Below are 19,299 nucleotides of genomic sequence, written 5' to 3'. Positions count from 1 at the left end.
CACTTTTAGGCCGTGACTTTAGGCCAGGTTTTGGATTAATAAATGGTCCTGCTTTTCTCATCCTTGATTCCTGATTTTCTATAAAAGTACGTGTTGATAATATCGCGCCATTCCTTTGAATGTTGGGCTTGTTCTTCTAATCGTTTTAAAACATCACTGTATCGCTCAGCGGAAATCTTATTCTTTAATGACATCCAAGTTTCTTTTAGCCCTTCTGCCTCTTCAACCCCTTCGAAATGGGTGTTGTAAATGTGCTGAATGACCGTCACTCCAGATTTAAGTTGATGAGTGTACGGAACATGATGGAAGAACAAAAGTAATTCATCGGGACAAGTATCAAGTGATTCATACATATCTGCATTTTCTTTAAAATACTGATCCGTATAGCCAGTCCCTGTCCTAACAGTTCTGTCAACTCCAATACCCTGCCAATCAGCGAAGTGGTAAGTGCCCCAAACATCGTATTCATAGCCATCTACATTTGGCCCATAATGATGATGAGGGTTTACCATCCAGCCAACACCAAGCGGTGAGGTGTACTTCTCATAAATGCTCCAAGATGATAAAAGCATTTTACTAACTGCTTCCATTAAAGCTGTATCGTGGCCAAATGTTTGCCCAATCCATTCTTTCGTAATGGTTTCAGCGGATAAATCCGGGTTCCATGTCAAACGGCCAAAGCCGTAAAAGTTAGCTTGTGCAAGTGTATGCCCCGTCCAGTTATAGTCATTGCCAATATTGGATACGGCAGTAATACCGCTATATTTATAGTCAAACAGTGAACCATCAGCCACTTTTTTTACAGGAGACCCTTGACCCTTTGCATACGTATCAAAGTCAAGAATTTCTTTCCACTGAGGTACTAGGTAACATAGATGCTTCTGCTGTCCTGTATACTCTTGTGTGATTTGGAATTCCAGCATCTGGTTTGTATTTTCCATTGCACCGAATAATGGTGACACGCCTTCACGGACCTGGAAATCCATCGGTCCATTCTTTATTTGCAGAATAACGTTAGGAAGGAACTGGCCGTCTAAAGGTTTAAAGTGATCGTAGGCCGCTCTAGCTCTATCAGTGGAACGGTCACGCCAATCCTGCAAGCAATTATAAACAAAGCATCTCCAAAGAACGATTCCCCCAAAAGGCTCCAGTGCTTCAGCAAGCATATTTGCTCCATCTGCATGATTCCGATTGTACGTAAATGGTCCTGGACGATGTTCTGAATCTGCTTTTACTAAAAAACCACCCAAGTCAGGAATATATTTATAGATTTCCTCTGTTTTCCGTTTCCACCACTGTTGTACGTCTGGATCAAGGGGATCAGCGGTTGATAGATTTCCAATTTCAATGGTGCTGGCATAATTGATACTTAAATATGTTTTGATTCCATATGCCCTAAAAATTTCTGCAATTTTCGCTACATCCGGAAGTAAAAACTTTGTAATTAAATTGGTCTCAACCTTATGAACATTTACATTATTAATCGCAACTCCATTAATTCCAACTGAAGCAAGCAATCGTGCATAGTCCGTAATTCGTTCCAAGTCCAATAGTAATTTATTGTCCCTATAAAAAATGGATTTACCTGCATAACCTCTTTCAATACTTCCATCGATGTTGTCCCAGTGGTTAATCATCCGCAATGTATTTTTAGGATTTTCAATGATCGTATGCTGCTGAAATTTCTCTCTGTTTTGCATTAATCGCAAAAGATGAAACGCGGCATATATTACGCCAGAATCATTTTTCCCAATCAAATAAATATTCTTTATCCCTTCCGTCACAGCGAATTTAATCACATATCCATCATCATTTAATTGATCAAGGTCAATCTCTAAAGAACGATCAATCGTATCCATCGTTCCTAAAACAAGACCCGCCCGATCCTTCTGTCCAGATGTTATAGTTGGAATGAACTCCAACAGGGATGAGATTCCCTGCAAAAGTTCATTTTTTGCTGATTCGAATATTAATGCATTTCCTAAGATTGAAAGAGTTTCACACCATCCTTGATATTCATGAACGAGTGTTTCATCTTCAATTCTTTTATACTGCAGCCAACAATCATAGCTTTCTGTATGTTGAACCTTAAATAGTTCAGTCATGTTCTTCAATGGATTTTCAAGTGATACTTTCATAGTTGATCCTCCCTAAAAATTAAATACTTTCAACCGCGATACCTGAACTGACATTTACTTTATTAGATTGTTCAGATTCTAAAGAATCCCAAATTCCTAATAGATACATAATTCCGAGAGCGCGATCATACAAACCATAACCTGGGCGGCATTGTTCGTCCCAAATATGTCTTCCGTGATCCGGTCTAATATAGCCATTAAAGCCATTTTCATGGTAAGCTTTCATAATTCCTACAATGTCAACGGAACCGTCTCTTGTTCGATGAGAGGTTTCAATAAAATCTCCATTTTCATAGATTTTTACATTGCGTACATGAGCAAATGGAATTCTATCAGCAAATTCCCTAACCATTGCTGCGACATCGTTGTTTAGTGAAGCACCCAGAGCACCGCTGCAAAGTGTCACACCATTATACGGACTTTCAACCAGTTTCAATATCCGCCTAATATTATCTTGATTGGTTACAATTCGAGGGAGTCCGAATACAGTCCATGGTGGATCATCCGGATGTATAGCCATCTTGATATCATTAGCTTCCGCGACTGGAATAATAGCCTCCAAGAAATATTGCAAATGGTTAAATAAATCTTCTTCCGTGACATCCTTGTATGCTTCAAAGAGCTTTGTAATATTCTCTAAGCGCTCAGGTTCCCATCCCGGCATAGTAAAGTCCGGATTCTTGGCAATTTTATTCACTAATTCCATAGGATCTTGTGTTTCTACTTTAGAAGTTTCATAAAAAAGTGCCGTGGAGCCGTCTTCATGTGCTTTATATAAATCTGTTCTGATCCAATCAAACACTGGCATAAAATTATAACAAATGACCTTAACTCCAACTTTAGCAAGCTTTTCAATTGTTCGTTTATAGTTTTCAATGTACAGATCCCTGGTTGGAAGACCAAGTTTAATATCTTCATGAACATTTACACTTTCTACCACATCAATATTAAATCCAAATTGTTCCGCTTGATTTTTCACTTCAAGAATTCTTTCCATCGGCCACTCTTCTCCAGCCTGCATGTCATGGAGGGCCCAAACAATGGTTTCAACTCCAGGAATTTGTTTAACATGATTAAGGGTAACCGAATCATTTCCCTTCCCATACCATCTGAATCCGATCTTCATCGGTCATTCCTCCATTCTAAATTAGTGTACTCATAAGTTATTGCTTCCCTTTTTAAGTAAGTTTATCGATTAAACAAACCGTCCGAATCTTTAGGAGCCAAGCTGACTCCTAACCAAGGTGTTTTTCCGGTTCGCAAAAATTCACTTTAATATCTTCCAATACCTCTTTGTTATTTAGCATGAATAAATAAGAAACAAGGCTTGCTATAAATAGGATTAAAAAATTTGATGTTATGGTTGTGAGAAATAATGTAATAAAGATAATACCAATATTACCTAAGGTAATTTTTACTTTTTTGAAAATGTAATAAATAGAAAGCTTCCAAATATCCTTCAATCTAAATTTAAAACCGGCGGTAATCAAAAAGGCATACATTAATACGATCATCGTTAAGATAATACCAATAATAAATACAACCGATAAAACACTATTGATTGTAGATGGATTTGCATTAAAATATTGTAAATCAACAAATAGAATATATAAGACAAATAGAAGCGGGAGCCAAAATTTCATCGAGTCTTTAAAATTTATTTTATATCCGTGGAAAAAGTCATTTAACGAAGAAAGCTCTTTTTCACGAATCAATTTTCCAATTGAATAGAAAAGCGCAGAAATCGAAGGTCCTGTTGGTATAAGTACTAGAAAATAAATGGTGATATTTGAAAAAGTAGGTTCTAATGTGATGAAAAAAAATAAAAAGATAATATTACTCAGGACAAAATAAATATTCGTCATTAAAAGAGCATAAATATGATTTGTTAAACCAAAGAATGTTCCTTCACCGAACGCATTTTTTTGCTTCATAACCATCTTCCCTTTAATGATTTAGTAAAAGCCCTGATAAGAAAACTGCCTGCAACTGTAAAGGAGTAATCATTGCAGGCAGTTCATCTTTATCATTATGTTCTATTATTTAATCTTCTTTTGAGCTTCTTTATAAGCTTTATTAACCATATCTAAATATTTATCCATACCTTTAGCCTTTAATTCGGAAACATAAGCATCCCAATCAGATAATGGACGGCTACCTAAAATAAACTTAGCAGTATTTTGTTTTACTGTATCTGTTAATGGTGTAGAAATAAGTGTTGCTTGTTCTTGATCCGTTGCACTCATTGGATATGGCGGATCTACTGGTAATACTTCCTTATTTTGGTGCATACTATCCTGGAATTTAACTTCTTCCTCACTCATCGTGGATTGAAGTAAATCCGTTGTTCCACCATATGCGAAAGAACCAGTTCCAAAACCATAGTCAACACGTAAATCTTTCGTTCCGGAAGGATTTAGGCCAAGGAAGTTAACTTCTGGCATAAGAACACGTTTACCATTTTCCTTTTTATAGGTTGTTCCCTCAACGCCCCATTTAGCTAATTCTTCACCTTCATCGCTATACCATAACCAATCAATAAATTGCAGTAAAGCTTTAAAATTAGGATCATCCTTTGCCTTAGCACTAATCATGATTCCGTTTTCCAATCTTGTACCGCCGATAACGTTGCCTTTAGGTCCTCCAGGTACGTCAATTTTTGCGATAGAGTATTTGCCTGCACCAAGGTTTTTGTCCATATCAGTACGCATTGCTACAATTTCTTGAGAGTTACTGCTAATAACAAATGATTTACCTGTTACAAATTTTTGTTTTGCTACATCATCACTTTGGGTAAGGCTTTCTTTGTCTATCAAACCTTCCTTGATAAGTCCGTTGAAATACTGAAGCATTTCTTTGTATTCGTTTGTTGCACCAGCATAAACGAATTTATTTTTTTCTTTGTCAAATTTAACATAGTTTGATGTTCCCCAGCCGCCGACAGTTCCGAAAGTAGGAGCTGCATATTGCAATAAAGCACCCAGCGGACTAACTGCTCCTGTTGTACTCCAACGATCAGAGAATGGTGTAATATCAGGATAAATTTCTTTTAATTTTTTCAATGCGGCTTCAAATTCATCCCATGTTTTCGGAATGGCGATATTATTCTTTTCGAAAATATCGGTTCTAACTGCTAATGTGTAATCTGGCCATACTTCTTCGTGTAATCCAGGAAGTACATAATATTTACCATCTTCTTGTCGTAAATTATCAATTTCAGGCTGCAAGTTCCATTTTTTCACTTTATCCATATAGTTTGGCATGTATTTTACGTAATCACTAATCGGTAAAATAGCACCGGATGAAACAAATTTAGTCTCTTGACCTGGATATGTTTTAGGGATAATTAACGGTGCATCCCCAGAACTAATTAATAAACTTCTTTTTTGATCATAATCACTCATTGGAACAACTGTCGGTTTTAAGGTAACATTAGTTCTTTTTGTAATTTCACTCCATAACAGCCAATCCTTTTTATATGCATACCACGCAGCATCATTGTACATCGTTGTAAATGAGATCGGTTTTGATGCTTTAAATGTTTTTCCGACTCCATAGTCTGCCATGGATGCACCCTTGTCTTTAGTAGAAGAAGAGGCAGTTGAGCTTGTACTTTTATCACTGCTGCAAGCAGATAGTAAACTACCAATCGCAGTAATTAACGCAATTAAAAACATGAACTTCTTTAAAACCTTTGCCATTGCATTTTCCTCCATTTTTGTAATTTTATAATGAACTTATGGAAATAAGTTGCATCCAAATTATTGTTTTACGGATCCAAGCATGATACCGGAAACAAAGTATTTCTGAATAAACGGATAGATACATAAAATTGGCAATACAGTTAATACCATGGTTACTGCCTTAATATTGGCAGCAATTTGGGTCAAATCATCTGCAGAAGTAGCACCAGCAGATTGACCGGATGTTGCTCCTGCTAAAAGATTCCTCAAATAAAGAGTCACAGGAAACATGTTAGAATTGTCCAAATAGAGGAATGCCCCAAACCATGAATTCCAGTTTCCTACCGCATAGAACAGAACCATTGTTGCTAAAATCGGTTTCGATAACGGCAGGATGATTTGTAAGAATGTTCTGTATGTCGAGGCTCCATCAATCGATGCCGCTTCCTCAAGTTCCTCCGGCATTCCTTCGAAAAATGATTTCATGATCAGCATATTAAAAATACTGATAGCACCAGGTACGACGATTGCCCAGATGGAATTCGTCCACCCAAGTGTCTTAATAAGGATATAGTTAGGAATCAATCCTCCGTTAAAAAACATTGTAAAAATGGCCATGGAGGTAAAGAACTTGCGACCCATAAGCCGCTTTTTCGATAATACATAAGCAAACATTGTCGTCATCGCCATCGCAATGAATGTACCTACAACTGTGTATACAATAGTATTCCGATAGCTGGTCCAGAAGGTCTTGTCATGAAGTATCGTTTTGTAGGTTTCAACGTTAAATCCTTTTGGTATTATGCTGACTTTACCTGCGTTAATTTCTGCCTGACCGCTAAATGATTGGGCAACCACATTCAGAAAAGGAAATAAAGTCACATATACAATTAGTAATAAGATAATTACGTTAATAACTTTAAATATTTTGTACTGGATGGAATCCTTCACTGGTTTCTCCTCCCTTACCATAATCCATTGTCGGTAAATTTTTTAGATAGATAATTGGCAGAAAAGACTAAAACCAATCCAATGATGGATTCAAACAAGCCAATTGCTGTCGCATAACTAAAGCTGCTAGATTGTAAACCTACCCGGTAAAGATAAGTAGATATAACATCCGAAGTTTCATAGTTTAATGGGTTATAGATTAATAAGATTTTTTCAAATCCTACTGCCATGATGCTTCCAATATTCAAGATTAGTAATGTAATCACAGTTGGAAGAATTCCTGGAATCGTAATATGAATGGTTTGTTTCCATCTGTTAGCTCCATCAATTTTCGCCGCTTCATATAAGGATTCGTCGATATTGGTAAGAGCAGCTAAATAAAGAATGGCTCCCCATCCCATCGTTTGCCAAACTTCAGAGACGATATAAACGGGCCTAAACCAATTTGAATCTTGCATAAAAAGGATAGGTTCTCCGCCAAAAAGTTTAATTAATGCATTGATTGCACCACTGGTAGATGTTAATTGTAAAATCATTCCACTAATAATAACGATCGATAGAAAGTGAGGTAAATAAGAAGCCGTTTGTATGAATTTTTTGAATTTTGTAGACCTTATTTCATTTAATAACAAGGCAATAATGATTGGAGCAGGAAAAACAAATAGTAATGTTAAACTGCTAGTCACAAGAGTGTTTTTAAATACGTGCCAGAAGTTCGCATCCCCTATGAACATTTGAAAGTAATGAAGCCCAATCCACTCTTCACCAAAAATGTTTCCTCCAGGAATGAATCTTCTAAAGGCAATAATATTACCGATCATCGGGATGTATTTGAAAACCACCAGATAAATAATTGGTAAAACTAGTAGAGAGTACAATTGCCAATCCTTTTTTAGGGCTTTAAGTATTCTAGCTCTTTTTGTGTTCATTATGTTGGGGATTCCAATTTCCTGTGTTTGGTTTGAAAGCTCAACTATTTGTTTCATTTTATTCGCCTCCTTATTTTATTTTTTTATTCTTTTGTCTTACATTTGATCTGGATCAATGAATAACATATAGGAATTTCAATTTCTTTCTTACTATAATTTCCCAACATAGTTTGTTTAACCTACAAACTATCTAATTTCATTCTACCATCGTGGGTATCTAGTTGCAAGCGGTTTCAGCTATATTTTTAAGATTCAAATAATTAAATTTATTATCTCGATTTAACTACATAACGATTTGTTATCATGCTCCAATTTCGGTCATTTTCATATCAAATAACTTGGAATGTGGGCTTTTCAGGGATAAAATGAACTGGAATATCCGGGAACATGATTGATATCCCTTCTGCCAAATGCTTCATACCAGGTTCTTCACTTTCTGCATGTCCAAGAACAATTAACGCCTTATTTTTCCCTTGATAAACCGCATCCCGTACATACTCGGGAGTTTCCCATTCTGGACCTTCCCCTGAAATAATTAAATCAAGATTCTTTTCCTTAGAAAGTGGAATTGACAACGTTCCGCCGCCTCTAAATCCTGCTAACAATCCGATACGAGTACAGGGAGCTGATAAATCTCCAGCAGTCCGTACGAACGAAATGCCCAACTTAGTCTTTACGTACTTAGCAATTTCCTCAGCTGTTCTAGTTGGGATTGTTACTATTGTTGCAGCTGCTTGATTTTCCTCTACATACTTTTGCCATCCCAAAGCGTTTAGCAAACCCACCATAATTCCATCTGGTTGATATCGATGCAAATAATCATGGAAACGAAAAATAGCAATACCGGATTCATCAATAAGCTTTCTTTTTTCCATAACTACAGGGTCATTATCTAAAAAATCTGTTTTGTCATGGTGACTGTAATAAATCCCTTCATGGGTTATGAGCAAATTTACCCCTAGGTTGATCGCCTGTTGAATGACGTTATGTGTTGCCATAAACGCAGTGGCAATCCCCTTTACTTTTGCGGTAGAATCACCAGACTTGAGGGTGTCTGCTGTGTTTGGAATTCTATCCACTGGCTCCATTAATTTATCCAGGACATTCTGAATTGTTAATGACATGTTGTTCGATCCTTTCAACACTTTATGCTTTAGTATGGAAAGAGCTGCCTAAATTAGGTGCAGGCAACTCAATCCCCAATATTTCAAATTAGTTCTTAGATTCAAGTGTAACTAATGGTTCTTGTTCCGCAGTTTCAATCCAAATAGCTTTTTGTTGCGCTTCAATACATAATTCAGCAGCTCTGAATGTATGTTCCTGGGTCATCGCTTTTTCAGTTCCGTTTAAGCAGTCAAGAATAAATTCTCCAAAGAACGGGCAGCCAACTTTACCAGATAGTTGAAAGTGTTTTTCCCCCTGATGGTTAACAAGATATAATTGATCGCCTCTCGAATCTCTGGCTATATCAATATACTTTCTTACTTCAATATAGCCATCAGTACCTAAAATAATGACCCTTCCATCTCCCCACGTCCCTAGCCCGTCTGGCGTAAACCAATCGACTCGGAAATAGAAGGTTGCACCATTATCAGCGACAAGTGTAGCATCCCCAAAATCCTGAAACTTTGGATATTGTTTAAAATGATAATTTCCTATTTTGCTATGCAATACCTTAGCATCTTTCGCACCAGTAAAATGTAAAAATTGTTCAATTTGATGGCTGCCAATATCGCAAAGAATTCCGCCATAATATTCAGGATCAAAAAACCAATCTGGCCTGCTTTTAGGATTCGCACGATGCGGGCCAGTACCCATTACTTGAATCACCCGGCCGATGGCGCCTTCTTCAATTAGTTGTCCGGCAAATATGGAACTTTCAGAGTGCAGCCGTTCGCCGTAATAAATTCCCCATCTAAGTCCGGTCTCAGCTACCTTTTGTCTTGCCTTTTTCACTTGGTCCATTGTGGTAAAGGCGGGCTTATCGGTAAAATAATGCTTGCCATGATCAAGTACGCGAAGCCCCAGTGGTCCGCGTTCAGACGGGATATTCGCGCTGGCAACCAGTTTAATGTCAGCATTAGTTAAAATCTCTGCCTCGGATGAAGCGATTTTCGCTTCAGGATATCTTGCCACAAAGCCTTTTACCTTATTTGGATCTGGATCATATACAGCAACTAATTGTCCGCCTGCTTCCATTAAGCCGTTGCACATTCCATAAATATGGCCATGATCTAATCCAATGGCAGCAAATTGAAAAACGCCAGGTTCAACGACAACACGTTTAACCAAACCTTTGGGTGCATAATTCATCCCATCATTCCGATCCATTCCAACCGCTCCTTTTCCATCACTAAAGTTTGAGGTGATACGTTTATTCGTACTTTCCGCCGAGGGTAATTGCATTGTCAGCAAAATTTTCAATGTGGGTTTTCTTTTCATAAAAATGTGTTACATTTTTTAATACACCTTCTTGTGTGTAGAAAGGACTGCTTTCATCTAATGGTAGCTTTACCGTTTTACCTGTACTTGCCGATTGATAAATGGCAGTTATTAATTCAAGTGTTTTTCTTCCTTCCTTGCCATCGATAAGAATTTCCTTTTTCCCTTCAATCGCCGATAAAACATCATCAATTTGAGCAGCATGGCCCTCAAATTCAAGATCTGTCAACTGCTCGTATGCTTCTTGGAGCTTCGTTTCTAATTCTTCATCCTTTTCAGGGAATCCATTTTGTTTTGATTTCGATGCTTTTACCTTCCATGGAACGGATACACGGGCATTCTTCCCTTGAAAAATCAATTGCTGTTCTTCCCCATGGTGGACAACCGAGCTTGTTATTTGCGCCAAGCTTCCATTTGGATAACGGCAAATGGCAATAGACAAGTCTTCCACTTCAGCATCATCATGGGATGTATTGCTTGTAATCGCTGTAACATCTGATGGCATACCATTCATCCAGTGAAAAATATCAATATGATGGACGGCGTGGTTTAAAGTACATCCACCGCCCTCTTTCTCATATGTTCCTCTCCACCACAAATCATAATAACTGTGTCCTCTCCACCAAAAGGAATCAACTTGAGTATGGACAATCGGTCCCATTAAGTTTGTATCGAGAATCGACTTTAGTTTCATCATCGGATTTGTAAAACGGTTCTGTGAAATGACCGATAGGATTTTTCCGCTTTTTTCTTGAGCTCGATTCATTGCATCACATTCTTCAAGTGAAGAAGCCATCGGTTTTTCAACAAGGACATGTTTCCCTGCCCCCAAGAAAGCGATCGCTATTTCTGCATGAGTATATGGAGGGGTACAAACAGAAATTAAGTCAATATCCGGGCGATCTAGCATTTGCTTATAATCGCTATATATATCAACATTTAAGTTGAGATTTTTTGCCATCTTTTCGGCTTTTTCTGGATAAATATCGCAAACAGAAACAATGTTACACCTTCCTAAAAATCCTAGATACGCTTTTATATGTGCAGACGCGATTGCACCCGAACCAACTATTGCTACATTAATCACTGTCTTTCCTCCTATCATATTTTCATTTACTATCTCTAGCAGTTCTTACCTCTTCTACAAACTGCTTTGCTTTGTTCGTTAATGCAACGAAATATGCATCATTCATAACAACCTTTGTATTTACGAGAGTGCTGCCTACACCGACTGCGATTGCCCCTGCTTTTATATAACTGCCGGCATTGGATAAATCGATTCCACCGGTAGGCATAAGTGGAATATGCGGCAATGGCCCATGAACGTCTTTTAAATATCCAGGGCCAAGGATGTTGGCAGGAAAAACTTTTATAAGATCAGCGCCGCATTCATATCCTGTTAAAATCTCCGTAGGAGTCATGGCACCAGGAACACTGATGACACCGTAGCGTTTCGTCATTTTAATTGTTTCTGTGTTTATTGTCGGTGAAAAAATAAATTTCGCTCCATGCATAATCGCAGTCCTGGCTGTTTCCGGATCCAATACAGTACCAGCACCAGCTATTACTTGATCGCCAAGCTCAATCGAAACCTTTTCAATCAATCGTAACGCCCCAGGCGTTTCTGCGGTGATTTCAATGGCCTTTACGCCGCCAGCCGCTAATGATTCCGCAATCGGAACAATCGTATCAGGCTTGGCACCCCGTATTACAGCAACGACTCCACTCTCGATTATTTCCTGTAATAAACTCATACGTACCTCCTTATCTAGTTACATCCTCGGAATTTGTTGATTCCATAAAAGCTTGAAGCTCTTCTCGGCTTGGCAATCCTTCGAAATCACCAGGAATCATGGTTACCATTGCTCCAACCCCATTGCCTCTTTTTACCGCCTGATCTAAAGGGAGACCTTCTAGCAGCCCCGAAATAAACCCGGCTGCAAATCCATCCCCTGCTCCGACTGGGTCAACAACGTTTTTCACCGGATAGCCTGGGACCAGTTGCTTGTCATTTGCACTAAAGTAATAGGCGCCCTTTGCACCGACTTTTAAAATAACAATGGATGCTCCAAGCTTTAAAAATAAATCCCCCAGTTTTTCAGGCTCCTCTTCACCAAACAAGAAAGAGCCTTCTTCGACGCCAGGCAGGATAATGTCTGCCTGAGCAGCAATTTCTAGTAAAACCTTTCTTGCTTTGTCTTCTGACCAAAGCTTTCTGCGCAAATTAGGGTCAAAGATGACCTTTACTTTGTATTCTTTAGCGATGGAAATTGCCCTTAAAATCGTTTGATAACATGATTCGCTTAATGCGGGCGTGATCCCAGTAACATGTAAGTATTTCGCATTCGCAATATACTGTTCATTTAGGTCGGATGGCTGCAATTGACTAGCTGCCGAGCCCTTACGATAGTACTGAACGCGTACTTGATTACCACTTCTGATTTCTTTAAAATACATCCCTGTTGGTGCTGTTTCATCTATCCCTACCTGGCTGACATCTACGCCCTCTCCACGTATAAACGAAAGCATGGATTTTCCGAATTCATCGTCTCCAACTTTACTAATCCAGCCAGCGTGATGTCCTAATCTTGTTAATCCAATGGCCACATTGGTTTCAGCACCACCAAATCGTCTTATAAAAGTTTCTGCATACCTCATTAATGGTGATGATTGAGGTGTAAACATTGCCATTGTTTCACCAATTGTAACCACGTCCATATAATCACTCCTTCCGGCTCTTACATTTCGGGACTTTGGTTTCATTTATACTCCGGAATAGGCCATGAAGCCGCCATCTACCGGGACGCTGATTCCTGTAACAAAACCACTTGCTTCTTTATCGGCCAGCCATAATAAGGTACCTAGTAAATCCTCAGGCTTCCCCAATCTTCTCATTGGTGTATGTGCGAGAATCTTGTTTGTTCTTTCAGTATTCGTTCCATCTGGATTCGTTAATAGTGCACGATTTTGTTCAGTTAAGAAAAATCCAGGTGCAATGGCATTAACACGAATACCTGCTTCTGCAAAATGCACGGAAAGCCACTTAGTAAAATTCTCAATCGCCGATTTTGCTGCACTATAAGCAGGCACCTTAGTCATTGGACTTGGAGCACTCATCGAGGAAATATTAATGATTGTTCCTTGATTATCGATCATCCTTTTGGCAAAAACTTGAGTTGGAATAAGTGTACCGATGAAGTTTAGATTAAAAACAAATCCAAACCCTTCAGGTGTCATATCAAAAAAAGTCATTAAATCATCTTTGTTAAGATCATTTTTCTCAAAGATTTCCTTTGTTGTGATTCCTTTAGGATGGTTTCCGCCAGCACCATTGATTAACACATCACAGTTTCCATATTCAGCAGAAACGATTTCCTCTGCTTTTTTTACACTTTCTACATTTAATACATCACATTCTATCGCGATGGCTTCCCCGCCATTACACTTAATTTCGTCAACAACCTTTAAAGCCTTCACATATGTTCGATTTAAAATGGCTACTTTCATTCCCTGCCTGGCCAGCTCTTTTGCCATGCAGCCGCATAAAACACCGCCGCCGCCAGTGACTACTGCGACTTTCCCTTGCAAATTCGGATTTAATGTCAGCATTTTTGTTTCTCCTTTTCGGTGTGTATGTCATAAAACTTAAAAACTACTATTCAGTCAGACCAAAGTAATCTCTAGCATTGTTATAACAGATATCCTGAATAACCCTGCCTAAGAAAGAATAATCCATTGGAACTTCACCGAGTTCGACCCATTGACCTACTAAATTACATAAAATACGTCTAAAATATTCATGTCTTGTATACGACAAGAAACTTCTTGAATCGGTCAACATGCCGACAAAGTGACTAAGTAATCCTACATTTGCAAGATCAGTTAATTGTCGGATCATCCCATCCTTTTGATCATTGAACCACCAGCCTGAGCCAAATTGAACTTTCCCTCTGACTCCTCCACCCTGAAAATTTCCAACAGCTGACGAAATCACATAGTTATGGGCAGGATTTAGGTTATATATGATCGTTTTTGGAAGTTGATTAATCCTGTCCAATGCATTTAAATACCCATTTAAAGGCCTTGCCATTTCTAAGTCACTAATCGAATCAAAGCCAGTATTAGGGCCAATTTGTTCAAACATCCTTGTACTATTGTCACGGATGGCCCCGATATGCAGCTGCATTACCCAATTATGAGCAGCATAAAGCCCACCAAGAAAAATCATAATAAACGTTTTAAATTTATTTTCCTCCAGAATCGAAATCGATTCCCCTGTTAGCTTTTTCTGAAAAATTGCAGCCGCTTCATGAAAAGAGCATTCCTCAAAGACTAGGCCTTCAAAGCCATGATCGGAAATACGGCAGCCAGCTTCATGAAAATAATGGACCCGATCTTCTAATGCATCCAAATATTGTTGAAAACTAGTTATCTCAGAACCTGTTACCTTTCTTAGCTGTTCAATAAAAGGAGAAAAAGTAGATTTGTTAATCTCAATAGCAGGATCTGGCCTGAAAGAAGGCAATACCTTGACGGCAATACTTTCATTGCTTCGAATTGCTTTGTGATACTCTAGACTATCTAACGGTCCATCTGTTGTTCCAATCATTTTTACATCTGATCGATTAATAAGACTCAGAGGCGTCATCTCACCTTTTTGCAGGATTTGATTACACTTCTCCCAAATTTCTAAAGCGCTCTCTTCGTTTAACAATATATCTACATTGAAGTAACGTTTTAATTCTAAATGAGTCCAATGGTATAAAGGATTTCCAATCGTTTGCGGCACTGTTTTTGCCCAGGCGAGGAATTTCTCCTTGTCACTTGCGTCTCCCGTAATATACTTCTCATCAATCCCGGCACTGCGCATTGCCCTCCATTTATAATGATCTCCCGCTAACCAAACTTGTGTAAGATTGGTAAACGGTTGGTTCTCCACAATTTCTTTCGGTTCCAAATGACAATGGTAATCAATAATAGGCATGTTTTTCGCATATTCATGATAAAGAATTTTGGCGGAATCATTATTTAATAGGAAATCATTATGTATAAACGCTTTCAATTCTTCTCCTCCTTACTAATATTAAAAGCTCGTAACCTTCCAAAAGGATTCTTTTGGCTGATGGTTTTCATCAAAAAGAAATGGCCAGTTTTTTCGGCCCTTTACAGGGAAATCATTTAACCATGTATAGTCATCAGCAGCTCCCCAAAAGGTAACGGCAGTAATCACTTCGCGATATTCTCTAAGCAATTGGAAAATTTGTTCATATCTTATTGACTGCAGTTCCTTCATTTCACCTGTTGGTTCAGTAAGGTCTGTTCGCCTGTCTTCAAAAGTAAAAACAGATACATCTAATTCCGTAAGCTGCAGCTTTAGTCCAAGTGATGCATATCGTTCAATTGCCGAACGAATCTCATTAATACTTGGATTCATTAAATTCCAATGGGCTTGGAGGCCAATCCCATGAATTGGAATCCCTTTATCAACCAATGACTTAACAAGCTGATAAATTTTTTCACGCTTTTCTGAATTTGACTCATTATAGTCATTGTAAAAAAGCAGAGCTTCGGGATCTGCCGCATGTGCAAATTCAAAGGCTTTCTCTATATAATCTTGACCGATAATGTCTAACCAATTTGTTTGTCTGTATAGTTCAGTTCCTTCGTCAGTTACCGCCTCATTCACTACATCCCAGCAGTAAATTTGTCCTTTATAGCGCTGCATCACAGTCGTAATATGATCCTTCATCCGTATTAACAATTGTTCTCTTGTAATTTTTTCTCCTTCTGAATCCTGAAAGACCCATGCAGGTGTCTGATTGTGCCAAATTAATGTATGCCCTCGCATCTTCATGCCATTTTCAAGTGCAAACGTTGCCAATTTATCGGCCTTTTCAAACGTAAATTGCTCCTCTTCCGGCTGTAATGATTCAAATTTCATATCATTTTCCGCCGTTATACTATTAAAATGCTGTGCTAATAGATTCTCCTGTGTCACTATTGTTCGAAGGTTTACTGCTGCACCGATGTCAAAATAGTCTTCATACACCTTCTGTAAAGAAGGAATCCCCACTCTTGTTTGCGTGGTCATTTAAACATCTCCTTGTAAATGAATAGCATGAAGTTAGTTTATACAAACAACAAACTAACTATATTAATCATATAAAATTCATGGCGAATTTACAATTAAAATAACAGAGTTTTTATTAAACTCTGTTATTAGTCAAGGGAGAATGCATCTTGCATTCTCCCTGAAGCCTATTGACTTATGGGATCTTCCTTTTATAAAAGTTTTTATTTATCCTTTTGAAGCATCCAAATTTTATAGTTGCCGCTTAACGCCAGCAGACTGAAAAAATAGAGGCAATTATCGTAATACCGTCTTACGCCTGTTCGGACTGGTGTATTCCAAAATAACTCAACCCATCTTAAACGATCCGGCCCATCTGCAGCTAGAGAAGCCATAGCATTTGTCGCAAGCAGACCAACTGGATGAAGCGATTGCTCTTCAAAAGGCTCACCAGAAATGGTATAACGACGATAATCAGACGGGTCTTTGTCAGCGAAGAATCCCTGGATTTTATTGGCTTCCTCTGTTTCCCATTCATCGCCCCTAAACCATTCATAATCAAGTCCAATATTGGCTGCTACCCTATAAGCATCACTAAAAAAATGTCCATAGCCCTTTTCATTGTTTGGCTTTCCATTATAGTATGCATATTCCGGCGCTAAACCTGTCTCCGGGTGACAGGAAATCTTTAAGTATTCTCTGCTGGCAATACTTGCTTCTTTCCAAAATGAACGATCTTCTTCATAGGCCCATAACGCAAATAATTCATAAAAATGAGGTAAATGATAGGATGGATCCGAAAATTCACAATTAGGGATAAATTTAATTAATTTATTATCTTTATTCCACATTGGAAAGCCTTCGCCGTCTTCCCCTTTATGGAGGCAGGTCCGCAATAGGTCCTTTGCTTGCACACTGTAGTTGAATGGATCTGGTCCGTCTCCCCAGCGATGGGAAGCAAAGAATAAGGCCAAGGCGAAAAATTCTTCTCCATCCGGGGCTGGACCATAGGAATTTTTTGAACCATCAGGACTACAGGACCAGGCAAAATAGCCGGCATTTTCTCCAGACGTCATGTACATGTTTTTCATTGTCCATTTCCAGAGCCTGTCAAAAACATCCTTATTGTTCATTTGCACGGCCATCATCATCCCGTAAGACATGCCCTCTGTACGTACATCCAGGTTCCCCGTATCCAGCATGTAACCTAAATCTTCTCCCACCGGATAATAAAATCTGGTGTTTTCGTCCCCATTAAAAAGCTGTTCCCATGTTTCTTGAATTCTGCTGTTGATCTCTTCCTCTGTTTTACCGATTTCTTTAAACAGATTCTGATACTCCCCTGTATAAAAAGAAGCTGAATTCCCTTGAGTTAACCTCATCTTATTAGCCTCCCATCAACCCTTATTTTTTTACTATAGGCTCTTTAAATTTGGCTGTTGATTTCCGCTCCAGGCACTTCGCTTTCCGCGGGCGGTCCGGGGAGCCTCCCGCAGGAGTCTTCGTGCCTTCCGCTACAATCAACATAGTTACAAAATCACCATTTACCATTCACACAGCCATTTTCTTAATAAGAAGTTATTAAGGTATCGTCTAAACCGATGTATGTTTCGGTTTCGTCTTTAACTGGGATGAATTCAATTAAAGTCACTTCATTTTTGCTTAAGCTAGTCTTGAAAGTTACTTTGCCATTAACAGACTGTGTTCTGGTTGTTCTAACAAGGGGCACTGCCGCCTGGCGTAATGTTTCTATACTCGTTTTATCAGGAAATCTCGGACGTCCCATTTCCTGCCAGGTCCGCCAAGGATTAGCATGATTTTCATCAACAGTTTGGCGTTTTACAAAGGCCTCATTAAAGGATACAGGGAGCTCAAATTCAACTTCCTTTTCAAAGCCAGTCCCTTTATCCATTACCAGGTTCCATGCAACAATAGCAATACTGCCATCTTTTCTTCTTGTAATTAACGTATTATCATCGCGATATAGCTGTTCTTCTCCGAGAGAATTGAAGAAAGAGAACAAATGGAAGGTTGGCTTTGGAATTCCATTTAACGCGATCAACCCAAAACCGCCATGGAACTGCGCCTTTGGTACACCTGCCTCTTCGAACACATCACTGAATGTCCAATAGGAAAAAGAATCAACATAGTCGCCGCCCTCACTAAGAATCCGAGCTAAGTACGCGGCGTTTAACACTGTGTCATGTACAGGATTGATAGGGCTATAGGATGTGTTATACTCCGTAATATGGAATGGCAAATGCGGGTATGCAGATTCATTAATTAAACCGCGTACCGATTTAAACTCCTCCAGCATTGACGTATTTTCAACTAATTCTTGATAGTAGTAATCATAGGTCACTTTACTTGGCTGCTTTGATGTATAAGCATGACGAGAAACAAAATCCACAGGGACCTTCTCTTTATTGCAAAAGTCAAGGAATTCAACAATCCATTCGTCAGCACCGCCACAAATTGCCGGACCACCGACTTGAAGATCAGGATGAACCGCCTTCACTGCATTCGCCGTCATTTTATATAATTTAAAATACTCCTGTTTATCGGCATCCTTCCAAAAGTTAACTAGATTCGGTTCATTCCAAATCTCAAATGGCCATTTTAATACTTCTTCTAGACCATAACGTTCAGTAAAATGAGAAACAACCGCCTTTACTAGATTGGACCATTTTTCATAATCTTTTGGAGGTGTAACGTTCCCCTTCCAATCAAAGATTGTTTGATCTCCCGAAGCTAAAAGCTTTGGCATAAATCCAATCTCTACAAAGGGGCGAATCCCCAATTCCAAGAAAGAATCAAATATTCTATCAATATACGTGAAATTGTAAAATGGGCGTATTTCCCCGTCCACTTCCATTTCACGATAAATGGCGATATCGTCATGCAAAAGACCATGGCCCCGTATATAATCGAAGCCTATAGCTTCTTTTGCCAGCTTCAGATGTTCAAGGTATTCCTTTTGCAGGGCTAGTCCCAATCTTCCAGTCCCGACACATAGCTTCCAATTCTTTTTAAATAGTTCTGGTGCGTTTTCACTGACAACTATTTTCTTCATGAATGCATTCCAC

General features: G+C 38.7%; 16 protein-coding genes. All 16 read right to left on the bottom strand.

Annotated features, from left to right (window positions below; all coding sequences use genetic code 11):
* Window positions 1–35 precede the first annotated feature (35 nt).
* Window positions 36–2,105: an alpha-glucuronidase family glycosyl hydrolase gene (locus AC59HZ_RS13210; RefSeq protein WP_496546588.1), complete on the bottom strand. Its 2,070-nt coding sequence runs from the start codon at window positions 2,103–2,105 to the stop codon at window positions 36–38.
* A 52-nt stretch (window positions 2,106–2,157) separates the two neighbouring features.
* Complete coding sequence (gene uxuA, locus AC59HZ_RS13205; protein WP_496546281.1) at window positions 2,158–3,264, bottom strand: mannonate dehydratase; 1,107 nt, start codon at window positions 3,262–3,264, stop codon at window positions 2,158–2,160.
* 109 nt (window positions 3,265–3,373) lie between these two features.
* The gene (locus AC59HZ_RS13200) at window positions 3,374–4,072 is read right to left on the bottom strand and encodes a YesL family protein (RefSeq protein ID WP_496546280.1); all 699 of its coding nucleotides are present in this window, start codon (window positions 4,070–4,072) and stop codon (window positions 3,374–3,376) included.
* A gap of 105 nt (window positions 4,073–4,177) precedes the next feature.
* On the bottom strand, window positions 4,178–5,839 hold the full coding sequence (locus AC59HZ_RS13195) for an ABC transporter substrate-binding protein (protein ID WP_496546279.1): 1,662 nt from the start codon (window positions 5,837–5,839) through the stop codon (window positions 4,178–4,180).
* 60 nt (window positions 5,840–5,899) lie between these two features.
* On the bottom strand, window positions 5,900–6,772 hold the full coding sequence (locus AC59HZ_RS13190; protein WP_496546278.1) for a carbohydrate ABC transporter permease: 873 nt from the start codon (window positions 6,770–6,772) through the stop codon (window positions 5,900–5,902).
* A 14-nt stretch (window positions 6,773–6,786) separates the two neighbouring features.
* Window positions 6,787–7,701 carry an ABC transporter permease gene (locus tag AC59HZ_RS13185; protein ID WP_496546587.1) on the bottom strand — a complete coding sequence of 305 codons (915 nt, stop codon included), beginning with the start codon at window positions 7,699–7,701 and terminating at the stop codon, window positions 6,787–6,789.
* Between the two features lie 329 nt (window positions 7,702–8,030).
* Window positions 8,031–8,825, bottom strand: a complete 795-nt coding sequence (locus tag AC59HZ_RS13180; RefSeq protein WP_496546277.1) for a Nif3-like dinuclear metal center hexameric protein — start codon at window positions 8,823–8,825, stop codon at window positions 8,031–8,033.
* Window positions 8,826–8,913: 88 nt separating this feature from the next.
* Window positions 8,914–10,032: a Gfo/Idh/MocA family protein gene (locus tag AC59HZ_RS13175; RefSeq protein ID WP_496546276.1), complete on the bottom strand. Its 1,119-nt coding sequence runs from the start codon at window positions 10,030–10,032 to the stop codon at window positions 8,914–8,916.
* A gap of 43 nt (window positions 10,033–10,075) precedes the next feature.
* Window positions 10,076–11,230: a Gfo/Idh/MocA family protein gene (locus AC59HZ_RS13170; RefSeq protein WP_496546275.1), complete on the bottom strand. Its 1,155-nt coding sequence runs from the start codon at window positions 11,228–11,230 to the stop codon at window positions 10,076–10,078.
* A 22-nt stretch (window positions 11,231–11,252) separates the two neighbouring features.
* Window positions 11,253–11,897, bottom strand: a complete 645-nt coding sequence (locus tag AC59HZ_RS13165) for a bifunctional 4-hydroxy-2-oxoglutarate aldolase/2-dehydro-3-deoxy-phosphogluconate aldolase (RefSeq protein WP_496546274.1) — start codon at window positions 11,895–11,897, stop codon at window positions 11,253–11,255.
* 10 nt (window positions 11,898–11,907) lie between these two features.
* Window positions 11,908–12,861 carry a sugar kinase gene (locus tag AC59HZ_RS13160; RefSeq protein ID WP_496546273.1) on the bottom strand — a complete coding sequence of 318 codons (954 nt, stop codon included), beginning with the start codon at window positions 12,859–12,861 and terminating at the stop codon, window positions 11,908–11,910.
* Between the two features lie 45 nt (window positions 12,862–12,906).
* Window positions 12,907–13,752: an SDR family oxidoreductase gene (locus AC59HZ_RS13155; protein WP_496546272.1), complete on the bottom strand. Its 846-nt coding sequence runs from the start codon at window positions 13,750–13,752 to the stop codon at window positions 12,907–12,909.
* A gap of 46 nt (window positions 13,753–13,798) precedes the next feature.
* Window positions 13,799–15,205 (bottom strand): glucuronate isomerase, encoded by a 1,407-nt coding sequence (gene uxaC / locus AC59HZ_RS13150; RefSeq protein WP_496546271.1) that lies wholly within the window; start codon window positions 15,203–15,205, stop codon window positions 13,799–13,801.
* A 21-nt stretch (window positions 15,206–15,226) separates the two neighbouring features.
* The gene (locus tag AC59HZ_RS13145) at window positions 15,227–16,234 is read right to left on the bottom strand and encodes an endo-1,4-beta-xylanase (RefSeq protein WP_496546270.1); all 1,008 of its coding nucleotides are present in this window, start codon (window positions 16,232–16,234) and stop codon (window positions 15,227–15,229) included.
* A gap of 203 nt (window positions 16,235–16,437) precedes the next feature.
* Window positions 16,438–17,595: a family 8 glycosyl hydrolase gene (locus tag AC59HZ_RS13140; RefSeq protein ID WP_496546269.1), complete on the bottom strand. Its 1,158-nt coding sequence runs from the start codon at window positions 17,593–17,595 to the stop codon at window positions 16,438–16,440.
* 185 nt (window positions 17,596–17,780) lie between these two features.
* Window positions 17,781–19,286 (bottom strand): GH39 family glycosyl hydrolase, encoded by a 1,506-nt coding sequence (locus AC59HZ_RS13135; protein ID WP_496546268.1) that lies wholly within the window; start codon window positions 19,284–19,286, stop codon window positions 17,781–17,783.
* Window positions 19,287–19,299: the final 13 nt, after the last annotated feature.

The sequence above is a fragment of the Neobacillus sp. DZ-9 genome, from assembly GCF_059587065.1.
Note: the sequence above shows the minus strand (reverse complement) of the source record. Positions and strands in the feature narration are given on the sequence as shown.